Raw genomic sequence first — 16,438 nt, 5'->3', positions numbered from 1 at the left:
TTTCACGCTCCGCCAAAATTTAATTCCCTCACAAAAAGGGCCGCTGAAGGAATTTTCAGCGGCCGTTCCAGTAATTTTATAAAACTTTGCTCAAGAAATCACGGGTACGGGCGTGTTTGGGATTGCCGAACACCTCTGCCGGGGTCCCCTGTTCTACGATAACCCCGCCATCCATGAACAGGATCCGGTCGCCGACTTCACGGGCAAAGCCCATTTCATGCGTCACAATGACCATCGTCATACCGTCTACTGCCAGCTGTTTCATAACCTCCAGCACCTCACCGACCATCTCCGGGTCAAGCGCCGAGGTAGGCTCATCGAACAGCATCACATGCGGCTGCATCGCCAGCGCCCGGGCAATCGCGATCCGCTGCTTCTGTCCGCCGGAGAGCTGGGCCGGATACGCATCCCGCTTGTCCTCAAGGCCGACGGTGCGGAGCAGCTCCGTGGCGATTTTTTCCGCTTCGGAAGCTTGCTGTTTCCGCACCTTCAATGGCGCGAGCATAATGTTCTGCAGCACAGACTTATGCGGGAACAGATTGAACTGCTGGAACACCATCCCCATTTTCTCGCGGGTCACGTTGATATCATGCTTTTTGGCTGTAATCGATTGTCCTTCAAACGAAATCTCACCGCCGGTAGGCTGCTCCAGCAGGTTCAGACAACGCAGGAAGGTGCTTTTGCCCGAGCCGCTGGGACCGATCACTACAACAACCTCACCCTTGTGAATATTCAGATCAATCCCCTTGAGGATCTCCAGCTTGCCAAAGCTCTTCTGCAGGTTCTTAACCTCGATCATCCGTATTCAGCCTCCGTTCCAGAATGCCCAGCAGCTTGGATAACGTGAAGGTCAGCACAAAATACATGGCGGCAATCACGATCAGCGGGCTAAGTCCTTCATAGGTGATCGAAGTAATGGATCTGGCTTCAAACAGCAGATCAGCCACCCCAATCATCGATACAATGGAAGACTCTTTAATAATGGTAATAAATTCATTTCCGATCGCGGGCAGCACATTCTTCAGCGCCTGCGGCAGAATGATGTAACGCATGGTCATCCCCTGCTTCATCCCGAGCGAGCGTGCCGCTTCCATCTGACCGCGGTCCACCCCTTGAATTCCGGCACGGAAAATCTCCGCCAGATAAGCCGAGCTGTTGATTGTTAGCGTAATCGCACCCGACTGGATCGGGGACAGCGAAATACCGAACTCCGGCAGGCCATAGTGGATCAGAAACAGCTGCACAAGCATCGGCGTCCCGCGCAGAAACTCCACCCAGGCGGTGGCGATAAAGCGCAGAATTCTCCATTTGGACATCCGCAGCAGCGAAACCGCGATACCCAGCACGAAGCCGAAGAATACGCCCATCACAGCGAGCAGCAGTGTGTACTTCAGACCGGATAGGAAAAAATTGCGGTAATCATAAGCAAGTTCAAATACACTCATTGCCTTTCAATCCTCCTGTTCTCAAAAAAATAGAAAACAGCGGATCACCGCCATTTTCTGCAAAGTAGAGCATTGTCCCGCAGCAGGCTGCGGGTTGTACTTAATTCATCAGGGCTAACCGTGTAACGGGTTCGCGTTCTATTTGCTCTCAGCAAGCTCGCTTGCTGCCGCTACATACTCATCAATCTTGCCTTCCGAGTTCAGGCGGGTCAATGTCTTATTCACTTGGTCCAGCAACTCTGTGTTACCCTTCTTCACCCCGATTACATAGCCGTCATCTTCCACTTCAGGTTTGGCATCGGTAATCGCGAGTCCCTTAACATTCTTCACAAAGGACTTGGCAACAGGTCCTTCCATAATTGAAGCGTCTACGCGGTTTGATTGCAGCTGCAGGACGATTTCAGAAATTTTACTGAGGGATGTCAGCTGTGCGCCTTCAATACCTTTGGCAATATCTTCCTGGATCGAACCGGTCTGAATGCCCAGCTTGGCACCCTTCAGCGAGTCCATTGTTGCATATTTGTCCTTATCCGATTCACGTACAACGACAGCCTGTTCGGCTTTGTAGTATATATCGGACAAGCCCACAGCTTCAGCACGTTCCGGTGTCGGACTTAACCCGGAGATTACCATATCGATTCTGCCGCTCGACAATTCATTCAGCAGCGAATCAAACGGCAGATCCTTAATCTCAAGCTCTCTGCCCAAATCAGCAGCAATCTCCTTCGCGATCTCGATATCGAAGCCAACAATCGTATCCTGGCCGTCAACCACCTTGTGGAATTCATACGGAGGAAAGTCTGCACTTGTGCCCATAATCAGCTTCTTGGCGGCAGCCCCGGAGTTGGCATTTCCGCTTGCTGCGGTATTATTCTCGTTGTTATTAGAGCCGCATCCGGCCAGTAGTCCAGCTGCCAGCAGCAGTCCCATTGAAAGTTTACCCCATTTGTTCATTTGTCTGTCTCCCCTATTCTCTTTATGTTCATTTCTCTAAGTAGTCCCATTGACCGATTTATTATAAATCACTCCGCATGAATATGCAAAGACAAATTTGTGACAAAGCCTGTTAAATTCATGAATTAATTGCAGGCTGTTGGCCGGGTCTGCTATTCCCCCATTTTGCACATCCTATGAAAAGAGGTATATACTATTTACTATCTCCATTTGCCGCCGGAATAACCGGGCTGGTTCAGATGCCACTGTAGGCGTTATTTAACGGATATGGTGAATAGGCTCACAAAACTTAGGCGTATGCTTTCGAAGCGAGTTTTGCGTAGCGTAATCGGGAAGCAGTTGCTCACAAAACTTTTAGGAGGTGAAGTCATGCTGCTGGAAGCGATGTACCATGTTCCCCGCGATAAATGGGCTTATGCCTACGATGCCACTACCATACATCTGCGGGTGCGTACCAAACGTGATGATGTGGACTACGTAGTTGCGCTTACTGGCGACAAGTACGATTGGCAGCATACCTCTTACGACATCATAATGGAAAAAGCTGCCTCTGACGATAAATTCGACTACTGGGAAGCGGCTGTCCGTCCCAAATACAAGCGCCTCAGCTATACTTTTCGCGTCAGCAAGGGTTCGGAGACGGTGTATCTGCTCGACAACGGCATCCGGACCGAATGTCCGCAGCCGCCCAACCACTTCTATGAGTTTCCTTATATACACGGAATTGACTTATTCAAAGTACCCACCTGGGCCAAGGATGCGGTGTTCTATCAGATCATGACCGAGCGGTTCGCGAACGGCAATCCTTTGAATGATCCGGAAGGCACAGAACCGTGGGGCGGCAAACCGAAGCTGGATAATTTCTTTGGCGGTGACCTTCAGGGTGTGCTGGATCATCTGGATGATCTGCAGGAGCTGGGTATCAATGCCGTCTACTTCACGCCGCTGTTCGTCTCCCCCTCCAACCATAAATACGACATCGTGGATTATAAAAAAGTCGACCCGAATTTCGGCGATAATGAGCTGCTGAAGAAGGTCGTAGAAGAATGCCACAAACGGGGCATCCGTGTCATGCTGGACGCCGTGTTCAACCACTGCAGCGACAAATTCCCGCCGTTCCAGGATGTTCTGGAAAAAGGCGAATTCTCCGTCTACCGCGACTGGTTCCATATGAATTCTTTTCCGGCTGAGATTGTTGATGGCATTCCCACGTACGATACGTTCGGCTTCTATGGCAATATGCCGAAGTTCAACACCGCCAATCATGAAGTGAAGTCCTACCTGCTGGAGGTTGCGGAGTATTGGATCAAGGAGATCAGGGTGGATGGCTGGCGGCTAGATGTGGCGAATGAGGTCGATCATCACTTCTGGCGTGATTTCCGCAAAGTGGTCAAAGCCGCAAACCCGGATGCCTATATCGTCGGCGAGGTATGGAGTGATTCCTTAACCTGGCTGCTTGGTGACCAGTTTGATTCGGTAATGAACTACCCCTTCTCGGGGGCGGTGCTGGAATTCTTCAACGGCGGGATGGACGGCATCACCTTCGGCCACCGGATCGGCGGCCTGCTCATGCGTTATCCGCAGCAGACGAACGAGGTTGTCTTCAATCTGCTCGGCAGCCATGACACCCCCCGCCTGCTCACCGTTCTGGGGGAAGATAAGCGCAAACTGAAGCTGACCGTCGTCTTCCTGTTTACGTTCATGGGCACTCCCTGTATCTATTACGGGGACGAAATCGGCCTGACCGGGGGGGAAGATCCGGACTGCCGCAAATGTATGGAGTGGGATGAAACGAAGCAGGACCGTGAGCTGTATGACTTCTACCGGATGATGATCGCGCTGCGCAAGGAACATAAGGCGCTCCGCGAAGGCCGCTTCCGGATTCTCCAGGCCTGTGAGAATGACCCGTGCATCGTCTATGAGCGTGCAGATGAGCGGATTCATTTCACCGTCTGGATGAACAATTCGCCGCAGCCCCGTACGCTCAGCCACCCGATGGAGACCGATGACTGGCAGGATGCGCTGACGGGAGAAGCTGTATTGCCGGAGAACGGGATGATGAATGTTGCGCTTGATCCGTATGGATATAGGATATTGTACCGGAATCTACGTTAAGGTAACAGATATATGTCAAACGAATATGGGTGGTGTCCCAGAAGCTGAGAAATGGCTGCTTGGAACATCACCTTTTTTTTAATTCAGATAGATGGAGAATCTCAAGCCAAATCTTCGACCCAAACCTCACCTATACAGAATGTTACGGACCTGAATATCACGGATTAGCCACAATAACAAAATGGTTTGACGACTGGAATACAAGAGGTACAGTTCTGGTCTGGACGATAAAACAATTTATTCATCAAGGCAGCATGACTGCTGTTGAATGGTACTTCAAATGTGAGTATGAGTCAGTATTATCCCTATACATAATTTAAAAAGGCATTCCTCCCATCACCATGATCGGGGAATGCCTTTTCTATACAATAGTTCTTCTACTCCGTAACTTTATCCGAAATCTTGTTATAAATATCAATATACTGCTGCGCAGATACATTCCAGCTGTAATCGCCGGTGAAAGCATTCTTCGCTACTTTTTTCCAGTGCTCCGGTTTGTGGTAGAACGATACGGCCCGGCGGAGCGTGTACATCATATCATGGGCATTATAGTCTTTGAAGGTAAAGCCGTTGCCTTCTCCGGTCTCCTCGTTGTACGCCTGAACAGTATCGTTAAGTCCGCCTGTCTCACGCACTACAGGAATACTGCCATAACGCAGAGCCAGCAGCTGGCTGATGCCGCAAGGCTCGAATTTGGACGGCATCAGGAACAGGTCGCTGGCGGCATATATTTTGCGGGACAAGGCATCATTGAACAGAATCTGTGAAGACAGCTTGGTCGGATAACGCCACTGCGCCTCGCGGAACCAGCGTTCGTAGACCTCATCACCAGTGCCCAGCAGGACAAACTGAATATCGTCATAGTAGAGCAGCTCATCGAGAACCCGGGTCAGGAGATCCAGCCCTTTGGAATCCACAAGACGGGTAACCATAGCTACCATTGGAATATAAGGAGCTACAGGCAAGCCCAGTTCCTGCTGGAGTCCCAGCTTATTCTCAGCTTTCTTGACCAGGTTGGAACGGTAACGGGTGAAAATAGACGGATCACTGGCCGGATTGTAGCTCTTGGTATCAATCCCGTTGACAATCCCGCTTAGAGCATCTGAACGAGAGGTCAGCAGTCCGTCAAGGCCATATCCATAATAAGGTGTACGGATTTCATCGGCATAGGTTGGACTGACCGTGGTCACATGATCACTGTAGACAATTCCACCCTTCATATAGTTCACGTTCCCGTAATATTCTACACCAGGGAAATAGCTGTCATCGAGACCGAGCAGCTCGCCCAGCACCGAATACGGGAATACCCCCTGGTACAGGAGATTATGTATAGTGAACACTGTACGCATCTCACTGTAGAACGGATTGTGACGGTAGTGCGCCTGCAGCAGCAACGGAATTACCGCGGCATGCCAGTCATGGCAATGCAGGACATCAGGCTGGAAGTTAATCGCCGGCAGGCATTCAAGCACAGCGCGGTTATAGAAAGCGAAACGTTCGCCGTCATCCATATACCCATAGATGCCGTCACGTCCGAAGTAATACTCATTATCGATAAAGTATACAGGAACTCCCTCAAAGACAATCCGTTCAATCCCGCAATATTGATTGCGCCAGCCGATCGGCACCTCAAGGACAGCGACATGCTCCATCTGGGAGGAATACTTCTCTGCGATCCCCTTGTATTTGGGCAGGATTACCCGAACATCTACTCCGGCAGCCTTAAGCGCCTTCGGCAGGGCACCGATTACGTCGGCTAACCCGCCTGTTTTGATAAATGGATGGGCTTCAGCTGCAGCAAATAGAACTTTCATCCAGATTTCCTCCTTATAGATATGAATAGTTTATTTAATCGTTTTGCGTCCGGATTTCTTGAGCACCAGGAATCCAAGCGGCGGAAGGGTCAGCTCCAGGCTGTTCAGCTGGTTATGCCATTCCTTCTTCTCACTCTTAACAGGTTCATTATGAAGACCAGAACCGCCGTATTCGCGGGTCTCCGAGCTGAATATCTCTTCATAGGTCCCCGGACGCGGCACACCGATCCGGTAATTACGCCGTTCCACCGGCTGGAAATTGATAATGATCACCAAGGTATCCACAGGCCTCTTCCCTCTGCGGATATAGGAGGCAACACTCTGGCCGCTGTCATCGGCGTCAATCCATTGATAGCCCTCCATATCATGGTCGAGCTCCCACAGCGCTTTTTGCGTGAGATAGAGCTTATTCAGGGCAGCCGTGTAAGCGAGCATCCGGCGGTGGGCCTCATATTCCAGCAGCAGCCAGTCGAGCTGGTCCTGATCCTTCCATTCGATGAATTGACCAAACTCACCGCCCATGAACAGCAGCTTTTTGCCCGGATGACTAATCTGGTAACCGAGCAATGCCCGCAGACCGGCGAACTTCTGCTCATACGAGCCTGGCATTTTGTTCAGCAGCGACTTCTTGCCGTGCACCACTTCGTCATGGGACAAAGGCAGAGTATAGTTCTCGGCATAGGCATAGACGATCGGGAAGGTCAACAAATTATGATGGTAGGGCCGCGCGCCGAAATCATGTTCTATGTACCCAAGAGTGTCATTCATCCAGCCCATGTTCCATTTGTAATTAAAGCCGAGCCCCCCTTCATGAACAGGTGAGGTTACGCCAGGCCAGGCACTGGATTCTTCGGCCATCATCAGAGCTTTCGGATAATACCGGAAAATCGCCGTATTCAACTGCTGAATGAACGCGATCGCTTCCAGATTCTCAAGACCCCCGTGCATGTTCTTTGTGTACTGATGGTGCTGCTTCTCGAAATCAAGCCGCAGCATACTGGTTACGGCATCCACACGCATACCGTCAATATGATACATCTCAAACCAAAAAAGCGCATTAGAAATCAGGAACGATATGATCTCCGGTTTGCTGAAATCAAAGGATAGTGTGCCCCAGCCCGGCTTCTCGGCCAGCATCGGATCGGCGTATTCATACAGCGGCGAACCGTCAAACATTCTCAGTCCGTGGGCATCCTTGGCAAAATGGGCCGGAACCCAGTCGAGGATAACCCCAATGCCGGCTTGATGCAGCTGATCAATCAGGTACATCAGATCCTGCGGATCACCGAAGCGGCTGGTGGCCGCAAAATAACCGGTTCCCTGATACCCCCAGGACAAATCATACGGGTGCTCAGCAAGCGGCATAAACTCCACATGAGTGTAACTCATCTCCGTAAGATACGGGATCAGCAGGCTGCTCATCTCTCTATAAGTATAGAGTTCTCCATTATCCTTCTGGCGCCAGGTCCCAAGGTGCATTTCATAAATGTTCATAGGTGCATTGTACGGTGCTTTGCTCTTCCGGCGCCACGCGGCGTCGCCCCATTGGTAACCATCCAGATTCGCCACAACGGAAGCGGTGGCCGGACGTACCTCAGCTTTGAACGCGTAAGGATCAGCCTTGAGGAAGCTTGTTCCATCTGCACCATGAATCCTGTATTTGTAAAAAGTTCCCGGCTCTATACCCGGAAAAAAACGACTCCAAAATCCTGAATCGGGTATCTTATATAACGAGTCGGAGTCCAATGTTCCATCCCAGCCATTATGATCACCAGCCAGTCCTACATATGCCGCATGAGGAGCCCACACGGTAAAGCGAACGCCGGCTTGCCCTTCTTCCACGGCAATGTGCGCGCCAAGCATCGTATAGCTGCGATAATTCGTGCCCTCATGGAACAGATAAATATCTTCAGATGACGGGAGGTTTACTGTTTTTGGTATTTCGGCCAAATCATCACCACCTTAGTATATAGGATGCACCTATTACATTACCCCAATATGTGCCGTTTGAAAATGATTTTGCGGGCAAATTCAATGATTTCTGAATTAAGAAAATTATTGATGTAATTTTTCCTGATGCACAGCAATATAATTCACCTATGTCGTTTCAAGCGCTTGCCGGCAGGTTATATTACAAGCATTGACAAAAAAATGGGAGGGATAACAAATGAGTAAAAAAGATTGTATCGCCATGCTCCTGGCTGGCGGGGAAGGCCGCAGATTAGCCCCCTTGACCTCCAGTATGGCTAAGCCTGCAGTCCCTTTCGGAGGACAATATAGAATCATTGATTTTCCACTCAGCAATTGTGTAAATTCCAAGATCGACACTATTGGAGTTCTGACACAGTACGAAGCCGATTCCTTACATCATCATATTGGGGAAGGTGAGCCTTGGGGACTGCACAGCCGCAGCGATAAAGGCGTGAAGCTGCTTCCTTCAGGGGTTGAAGGCAGAGACACCTATTCAGGTACAGCCGATGCCATTTATAAGAACATAGAATACATTGACAGCCAGAATCCGGAGCATGTGCTTATCCTGTCTGCAGATCATATCTATCATATGGATTACCGTAAAATGCTGGATTACCATGTAGGCAAAGCAGCCAAAGCCACCATTTCGGTCATGGAAGTGCCTTGGGATGAAGCCAGCCGGTTCGGTGTGATGAACGTTAATGATGATCTCCAGATCTCTGAATTTGCCGAAAAGCCAAAGGTTCCGAAAAGCAACCTCGCCTCCATGGGTATTTATATGTTTGAATGGGAATATCTGAAAGGCTATTTGCTGCGGGATGCCGCTAATTCGGAATCCGGCCATGACTTCGGCAAGGATGTCATTCCGTCCATGCTGGATGCCAACGACCAATTGTTCGCATACCGCTTTGACGGGTATTGGAGAGATGTAGGTACGGTTGACAGCCTCTGGGAGGCACATATGGATCTGCTGCAGTCCGAGAATGGCTTCAAGCTCGACAACTCCCGCTGGCCGATGTACAGCCGGTCTTACCGTACGAAGCTGGCTGCCTATAAACCACGGGTTCAGGCACCGCCTGCAGATTGCCTGATGCACGAAACCTGCACCTTGGAAGGCAATCTCCAGCGTTCCGTTATCTTCGGCGGTGTAGAGATCGGCAAGCTAAGCAAGATCAAGCAGAGTGTAATTATGCCGGGTGTCCGCATCGGCCGCGGTGTTCTGATTGAGAATGCGATTATCGGGGAGGGAGCAGTCATCAAAGACGGCGCTGTGATTAAAGGCAGCGCGGACAACATCGTGGTTGTCGGCCCGCATGAGATCGTAGCAGCCAAGCCAATCATCCGTACCCAGCCTTCCCGTCTGCTTCAGGAGGTCTACGAGAAGACCGGCCGTCTGCGCGCGGAAGGGATGCCTTCATAATCTTACATCAGCCTTAAGGGCTGCTACATAAAAGGGATACAGCTACGGTCTATCCGACCTTCTGCTGTATCCCTTTTGTAGGTTCTTCCTATTCATTTGCCGGAGGGGCGGTTTGCCCTCCACTCCCTGTCCAATATGCCCATCTCGATGCAATCGGCATAGCGCCCGCCGAATGTAGTAGCCTCACGCGAAATCCCCTCCCGTGTAAATCCGGCTGTCTCGTAGGTTTTCTGTGCCGCCGTGTTGAAATCGAAAACTCCAAGGGATATCCGGTGGAGCCGCAACCCCTCGAAGCCGATACGCAGGACTTCACGAACCATCTGCAGTCCGATTCCCCGCCCTTGGCTCCCGGGGTCGACGACGACCCTGCTTATTCTGGCCGAACCGTTCTCACGGTCGATTCCGGATAAGCTTATATGTCCAACCGTTTGTCCGGTAGCTCTCAGCACCGCACAATAGACCAGCAAACCAGACTCTGCCGGATGATTGGCTCCGTCCAGATATCGCTCAAGCTGCCGGTCATCCAGAGGGTAGGACAACGATGGACCTGCCCACTTCTTCAAATACTCCGGGGAAACACTCCATTCCCTCATTAAAGCGTAATCAGCTTCCCCCATATACCGGAGAATTACGCTGCCCGGATCGCCGGTCTCCGCTTCATACTCATACAGGTTAACCAACCGGCCTGCTCCGACATCCCGGGTACCCATATAGTGAAATCCCAGGCTCTGATAGTAACGGTTAAGCTTAATATTATGGGCTACTGTATCCAGTCTGAGACCCGCACAACCCCGTTCCTCCGCTCTTCGTAACGCAAATCGGATCATCTGGCCGCCAAGTCCCATGCCGCGGTGGGATTTGGCTACAGCGAGCCGGTGCAGATAGGCATAGGATTCGTCATTGCGGTCTCCCCAGTACTGGATATCGCTGAACTGCAGAGTGAACATCCCGGCAAGAGCCGCTCCCTCCATGGCCAGATAAACCTCTCTGCTGCTCAAATAATCCTCCACATCGCGGATGCTGAATTGCCCCGGCGTCCACTGGTTGATTCCTTTGCTCTCCATCCAGCCTGCCGCTTCCCGGAGGAGCTTCAGAATATCCGCTGAATGTTCACGTCCGCCGCGGATCATCTCGGGCCTTTGTTCTGAAGAAGATTTCCCTGATTCCTGTGTATTCATGCCTTCTCCTCCTGCACATCATCAAGCGGCAAAATAACGGTAACCTGAGTACCCTTGCCAAGCTCGCTGTCCATTTCCAGCTTGCCGTTATGAAGCTCTACAATCTGCTGGGAGATCGCAAGGCCAAGGCCGGTTCCGCCGTTGAGCGCATCGACCTGGAAGAACCGGTCCCGCACTCTGGACAGATGCGCTTCGCTGATGCCGATCCCGCTATCCCTTACAATTACGGCCATCTCTGTATTCGACAGGCGTTCAGCGGACAGGACGATACTGGAATCCTCAGGCGAGAACTTCACAGCATTGTCGACCAGATTGAGGAACACCTGCTTCAGCCGGTTCGCATCGCCTCTTATATAGATAGTCTCTTCGCATTCCAGCAGCAGGTGAATCCGCTTCTTCTCGGCCTTGGCCCAGATATTCAGCAGCGTCTCCTGCAGCAGGACCTTGATATCCACCTGGGTAATCGACAGCTTCATTTCGTTCTGCTGCAGCTTGGAGAAGTCCAGAATCTCTTCCACCAGCCCGATCAGCCGGTCGCTCTCCTTGGAGATGATGCCCATACCCAGCTTGGTTTCCTCGGGATCGTAGCCGCCTGAGATGAGAGTCTCACTCCAGCCCTTGATGCTGGTCAGCGGTGTCCGCAGCTCATGGGAGATCGAAGAAATGAAATCATCCTTAATCTGATTACTGCGGACGATCTCCTCCGCCATATAATTGAGCGTTGAAGCCAGTTCAGCGATTTCGTACCGGTAATCCCCCTTGATGCGGGTGGTGAACTTCCCCTTGGCCATCTGCGCCGACACAGCCGTGATATTGTTGAGCGGCCGCACAATGGAATTTGCGAGACCGAAGCTGAACAAGACCACGATCGACATAACCGCCGCCCCGATGCCAATGGAGAGCAGCGTCAGATTCAGCAGATCCTTGTTGACTCCCTCCATGGAGGTCAGGTAACGCAAGATGTAAGTTTCATGCGAGTTGATCTGCACCATCTTGGAGACGGCCATTACACTCTCATTCGTCCCGGCCTGCCGGCCCACCCAGCGCCCGACACTACCGCCCACAGCCTCGGGAACATCACTGGTGGTGATGGTCCGGTCCGGCTGAAATCCGGTGGAACTGGTAATGATATCTCCATTTAATGTCAGAACTTCTAGTTCGGTATACTCCAGATTGAAGAAGTCGAGCAGGTTCAGCAGCTGATTCGGCGATCGTTCCGCTGAGAATTCATATTTTACGAAAGTCTCCCCCGCACTGATATGAGTGGTGATTTTGCTGTAGATGCTGTCGTAATAATACGTCCGGATCGCCAGCAGAAAAATAGTCTCCACGAGGAGAAGCGCCACAAAGACTACAAGAATATAGTGCAGTACGATCTGTCTGCGCATCCCCTTCTTAATCATTGTACCTGACCTTTCCATTTGTAGCCGTGCCCCCACACCGTCTGCAGGAATTCAGGCTCTGACGGATTATTTTCGATTTTCTGGCGCAAGCGGCGTATATTCACGTCAACGATTTTGGGATCGCCCATGTACTCCTTGCCCCACACATGATCGAGCAGGGAGTCGCGGCTGAGCGGCGTATTCTCCTTCTCAAGGAAGAATTGCACCAGCGAAAATTCAGTAGGCGTAAGCTCAATCGCTTCACCGCTCTTCTTGAACTGCTTCGAGATCAGATCCAGCGTAAACGGACCCGAGTGAAATGAGACTTTGGCCGACTGCTCACGGTGAACATTGACCCGGCGCAGCAGGGACTGGATACGGGCAATCAGCTCGGTTGGACTAAACGGCTTGCTGACATGATCATCTGCGCCAACAGACAGTGCATATACCTTATCCTGCTCCTGAACTTTGGCTGTCAGAAAAATAATGCCGAGCCGCTCGTTAGTTTCTCTAATGCGTCTGCAGACCTCAAAGCCGTCGATGCCGGGCACCATGACATCCAGCAGGGCAATATCAATATCCGGAACCGTTGTCAGCTTATGCAGAGCCTCATTGCCGTCAGCGGCTTCGAGCACTTCAAACCCGTTGCGTTTAAGATTGATCACAATAAAACTGCGGATGGATTCTTCATCCTCCAGAATCAGTACTTTACTCATCGATTCCCTTCCTCTCTATAGAAGATTTGACTCTTCCGTTCTCTCCCCCGATGGTGTTTTGCTCCAGTTCCCCGCGGTAGCCGATCATTTTGTCCAGATCACGCCCCAGAAGCTTCCAGCCGGAGTTCTTTACCCTATCCCATTCTGCCGGTGAGAAGAACGATACCTCAGCTACAGTCTCCCCGGTGTCGAGCATAATGAATTTAAGCGATTTGTCCTGAACGGACTTGGTATCCACAGTGACATTCTCATGCCATTCCGGAGAAAAATTAATGGTAAACCGGTCCGAAGGATCATTATACAACTGAGTACTAAAGGTCAAGCCGTCTTTTCCGTCCCATTTGTAATAAGAATTGAAATACGGTATGGTCTCAGGGTCGAAATACTCCCACCCCGAGGGGGGCTCCAGCATTCCGATCTCAATAATTCCATCCAGGTCAATATCCTCACTGACAATCTTCCGGTCCTTGAAGGTCCGTACATCTCCCGGAATGGCTACGCGCAGCTTGTTATTCTCCATAACAACAATTGTTGTATAAGCAGAGCGCGAATCCACAGCAGAATCCAGAACTATACCTTCTTTGTTCTCCGCCACTTTTCCTGAGACAATATTGTAATAATTATCGAAATAGGGGTCCAGATTATCCAATTCGTCAAGCACCTTGAAGCTGTCATTATATTGATAGGTAGTTATTGTGGCGAATTCATTGCGTTTGAAATACACGACTGTAATGTCGGCAATCCCGTCCTCGTTCAAATCATCCAGTATATATTTGGTGTAAGGCTTCGTCAGAATTTCTTCCAGCTCTCCGCCGGAATAACTGTAGACCACCATGCCCTTTTCATCCCCGCGCGAATAGCCGGTAACAATATCAAGCTTCCCGTCTCCCGTCACATCCCTAAGATCAACCGAATCCAGCATCGTTCCGTCACCGTCAAAAACAAGCTTCTTGACCCAGGTGTCCTCATGCTTCTCCAGAATCATCCCGTGGATCACTACAGCTTCATTCTTCGTCTGGTAGAAGACAAGCGTCTCCATAATCCCGTCCTTGTCCAGATCCTCGGTAAAAATAGAACTGTCATCATCATTGGCCGGACGGATCAGCGTTGCATCAAGCGGCTTCAGTGAGGAATTAATCGCTGTCATCAGCGAAGCTTTGTCAGCGGACAGCTGCGGCACCTTCATCTGGGAAACAGGATCGCTGATGAAGGTACAGCCGGACATTACAAACAGGGACAAAGAGGCTGCTGTAAGCCTTCCGAGTAACCGTTTATTCAACTTCATCACTCTCTCCTTATTGCACACCTTGCCGCTTCACAGATGCAGCCGCTCCTGTGAGGTCAGCCGGCGCCCCTTCACATCATGTTTGATTCTTCCGTCTTCCAGTACCCATAACCGGCTGGCGAAACGTTCCGCCAGTTCAATCGGCAGTACGGTAATCACAGTTAATCCGGTTTCCTTACACAGCTTACGGAGCGTTTCAAGCACATTCTCCGCAGTCTTGGGGTCCAGACCGGTAACAGGTTCATCGGCAAGTATAACCTTAGCACCGTGAACCAATGCGCGGGCGATAGCCACACGCTGACGTTCACCGCCGCTGAGGTGGCTCGTCTTCATCTTTGCTTTGTCCAGCAGACCCAGCAGATCAAGCTGGTCCATCGCCCCCATATAATCATCAGAGCGGACCATTCCTGTAGCCATCCGCCACAGAGGTGTCTGTGAGGCTTGTCCGATCAGCACGTTCTTCAGTGCCGTACGGTTCGGATTCAGCTCCGCATTCTGCTCCAGATAGGCCCATTCGCGGCGGATTTTGCGTTTGCCGGCAAAAGGGCTCTTCATGATGTCCTTGCCGTCTACCCGGAAATTCCCTCTATCCCATTTCTCGCGCAGAGCCAGGCATTTCAGAAGTGTCGATTTTCCGCTTCCGCTGGCTCCCAGAATAACCACAAATTCACCCGGTTCTAATTGAAATCCGATATCCTGCAGAACTGGTGCTTTATCTTCCCCGACCGCTTTGGCCAAATGTTCAACTGTAATCATAGTTCAGCCTCTCCTGTCTTCAACTCTACTCTATAGTGTACTCTGAAAGCGGGATCAAATTCCATGCGAGCATTCGTTCTTATCTTACCTCAAATTATCTTCCGTGGCGAGAATAATAAGCCTGTCAGTCCGAAGAGAATATATAAACCACCCATTACTGCGAATACACTGCCACCCCAGCCGAATTGCAGCAGCAGCCCGCCGACACCGGGTCCGGCGATACTTCCAAGGCTATAATGGAAGGAAGACACAACATTCGCCGCCGGAAGCAGATGGCGCGGCAGGATATCTGCGGCATAGCTCAGGCCAAGGGAGAAGAAGGAGCCTACCAGGCCTCCGGCAATCATCAGGAGCAGCAGATTCAGCAGAAAATGCTCTCCGGCCAGCGGAAGCAGTGTGAAGGCAAGGCCTCCGCCTACTCCCGAAGCAATCAGGATGGCTCTGCGGCCATAGCGGTCGCTCCATATGCCAAGCGGCAGCTGCAGCAGCAGGCCGCCAATGCCGGCAAACGGCAGTAGCGTTGCGATCTGATCCGTACTGAAGCCGATCCGCAGTCCGTAGACAGGGAAGTTACTGTTCAGGCTCGCTTCCATATATCCGTACAGCAGTGCCGGGATCAGTGCGTACCAGGCCAGCCTGTAGCTTCGTCCGAACCGTCTGGCCTGACCTTCACTATGGTCTATCGGGTGCGGACGGGAATCCGGCAGTTTGACCGCAACGAGCAGCAGGACAAGCACGAACAGTCCGGCGGTAATCAGGAACGGCGCGGACGGGCCGAAGCGCAGCAGGATGATGCCCAGCGGTCCCAGGCTGAAGCCCAGTCCGTAGGACATTCCATACAGGGACAGATTGCGGCCGCGGTGCTCGGCGGGTGACATCAGCAGCACCCATAGCTGAGCGGCGTAGTTAATGGCTGAATCGCCTATGCCTACAAGCAGCCGGAGCACGAACCAGACCTTGACCCCGGGAAGCAGCGGGAACAGGAGCAGTGTCACCAGCACCAGACTGAGGCCTGCGGCAATGAGCTTCTTGAAGCCGATGGCGCCAAGTACCCGCTCTGCAATCAGGGTCATTGCGAAGGATCCTACGTATAGCGCTGCGGCATTTAATCCGTTCAGTGAGGAGGATACACCCTTTTGCTCGAGCAGAATGGATAATACCGGCAGCAGCATCCCCTGGCTAAGTCCTGCCAATATAATTACGGTAATCAGAATCATATAATTCATTTTGCTGCTGTGCTCAAGCGGTATAGATTTGGAATCGGACACGAATAAATCCTCCTATGTAATTCAGCGGTGATCAAAACTGCCGTCAGAGCGGCAAACACCGAACATTATAGTGGACAACCCTCTTCAAAACAAGAGATAATATATAGAAGTGACGGATTTTCTGGAGGTGACCC

Annotated in this window: 13 protein-coding genes; 2 read left to right on the top strand and 11 right to left on the bottom strand. The window is 51.3% G+C overall.

The annotated features are described in order from the left end of the window. Window positions 1-76: 76 nt before the first annotated feature. From NYE33_RS21290 to NYE33_RS21280, 3 genes are all read right to left on the bottom strand, one after another. Window positions 77-799, bottom strand: a complete 723-nt coding sequence (locus tag NYE33_RS21290) for an amino acid ABC transporter ATP-binding protein (protein ID WP_039299084.1) — start codon at window positions 797-799, stop codon at window positions 77-79. After that, window positions 786-1,445 carry an amino acid ABC transporter permease gene (locus NYE33_RS21285; protein ID WP_171715928.1) on the bottom strand — a complete coding sequence of 220 codons (660 nt, stop codon included), beginning with the start codon at window positions 1,443-1,445 and terminating at the stop codon, window positions 786-788. The genes NYE33_RS21290 and NYE33_RS21285 overlap by 14 nt, the downstream gene beginning before the upstream one ends. Window positions 1,446-1,583: 138 nt before the next feature. After that, window positions 1,584-2,399 carry a transporter substrate-binding domain-containing protein gene (locus NYE33_RS21280; RefSeq protein ID WP_341067408.1) on the bottom strand — a complete coding sequence of 272 codons (816 nt, stop codon included), beginning with the start codon at window positions 2,397-2,399 and terminating at the stop codon, window positions 1,584-1,586. A gap of 369 nt (window positions 2,400-2,768) precedes the next feature. Here NYE33_RS21280 and NYE33_RS21275 point away from each other — a divergent pair, with 369 nt between their 5' ends. After that, window positions 2,769-4,514, top strand: coding sequence for an alpha-glycosidase (locus tag NYE33_RS21275; protein WP_341067405.1), 1,746 nt, complete (start codon window positions 2,769-2,771; stop codon window positions 4,512-4,514). A 377-nt stretch (window positions 4,515-4,891) separates the two neighbouring features. On the opposite strand, the gene glgA is transcribed toward NYE33_RS21275, so the two are convergent. Both glgA and glgB read right to left on the bottom strand, forming a co-directional pair. Then, window positions 4,892-6,328, bottom strand: a complete 1,437-nt coding sequence (gene glgA, locus NYE33_RS21270; protein WP_042137810.1) for a glycogen synthase GlgA — start codon at window positions 6,326-6,328, stop codon at window positions 4,892-4,894. A gap of 30 nt (window positions 6,329-6,358) precedes the next feature. Then, window positions 6,359-8,278 (bottom strand): 1,4-alpha-glucan branching protein GlgB, encoded by a 1,920-nt coding sequence (glgB, locus tag NYE33_RS21265; RefSeq protein WP_341067403.1) that lies wholly within the window; start codon window positions 8,276-8,278, stop codon window positions 6,359-6,361. A gap of 217 nt (window positions 8,279-8,495) precedes the next feature. On the opposite strand from glgB, the gene NYE33_RS21260 reads away from it, so the two are divergent. Beyond that, window positions 8,496-9,719, top strand: a complete 1,224-nt coding sequence (locus tag NYE33_RS21260) for a glucose-1-phosphate adenylyltransferase (RefSeq protein ID WP_042137813.1) — start codon at window positions 8,496-8,498, stop codon at window positions 9,717-9,719. 92 nt (window positions 9,720-9,811) lie between these two features. On the opposite strand, the gene NYE33_RS21255 is transcribed toward NYE33_RS21260, so the two are convergent. From NYE33_RS21255 to NYE33_RS21230, 6 genes are all read right to left on the bottom strand, one after another. Next, complete coding sequence (locus NYE33_RS21255; RefSeq protein WP_341067401.1) at window positions 9,812-10,897, bottom strand: GNAT family N-acetyltransferase; 1,086 nt, start codon at window positions 10,895-10,897, stop codon at window positions 9,812-9,814. Beyond that, complete coding sequence (locus tag NYE33_RS21250) at window positions 10,894-12,300, bottom strand: sensor histidine kinase (RefSeq protein WP_039299109.1); 1,407 nt, start codon at window positions 12,298-12,300, stop codon at window positions 10,894-10,896. Before NYE33_RS21250 ends, NYE33_RS21255 begins: the two co-directional genes overlap by 4 nt. Further along, on the bottom strand, window positions 12,297-12,995 hold the full coding sequence (locus NYE33_RS21245) for a response regulator transcription factor (RefSeq protein ID WP_039299112.1): 699 nt from the start codon (window positions 12,993-12,995) through the stop codon (window positions 12,297-12,299). The genes NYE33_RS21250 and NYE33_RS21245 overlap by 4 nt, the downstream gene beginning before the upstream one ends. Beyond that, window positions 12,988-14,274 (bottom strand): hypothetical protein, encoded by a 1,287-nt coding sequence (locus NYE33_RS21240; protein WP_197074250.1) that lies wholly within the window; start codon window positions 14,272-14,274, stop codon window positions 12,988-12,990. Before NYE33_RS21240 ends, NYE33_RS21245 begins: the two co-directional genes overlap by 8 nt. A 36-nt stretch (window positions 14,275-14,310) precedes the next feature. Then, on the bottom strand, window positions 14,311-15,036 hold the full coding sequence (locus tag NYE33_RS21235; protein WP_042137817.1) for a phosphonate ABC transporter ATP-binding protein: 726 nt from the start codon (window positions 15,034-15,036) through the stop codon (window positions 14,311-14,313). A gap of 89 nt (window positions 15,037-15,125) precedes the next feature. Beyond that, window positions 15,126-16,262 (bottom strand): MFS transporter, encoded by a 1,137-nt coding sequence (locus tag NYE33_RS21230; RefSeq protein ID WP_042141254.1) that lies wholly within the window; start codon window positions 16,260-16,262, stop codon window positions 15,126-15,128. Between the last annotated feature and the right edge of the window lie 176 nt (window positions 16,263-16,438).

The sequence above is a fragment of the Paenibacillus sp. FSL R10-2199 genome (assembly GCF_038000235.1).
Classification (GTDB): Bacteria; Bacillota; Bacilli; order Paenibacillales; family Paenibacillaceae; genus Paenibacillus_AQ; species Paenibacillus_AQ phytohabitans.
The sequence above is the reverse complement of the archived record's forward strand: the minus strand, read 5'-3'. Positions and strand labels throughout refer to the sequence as shown.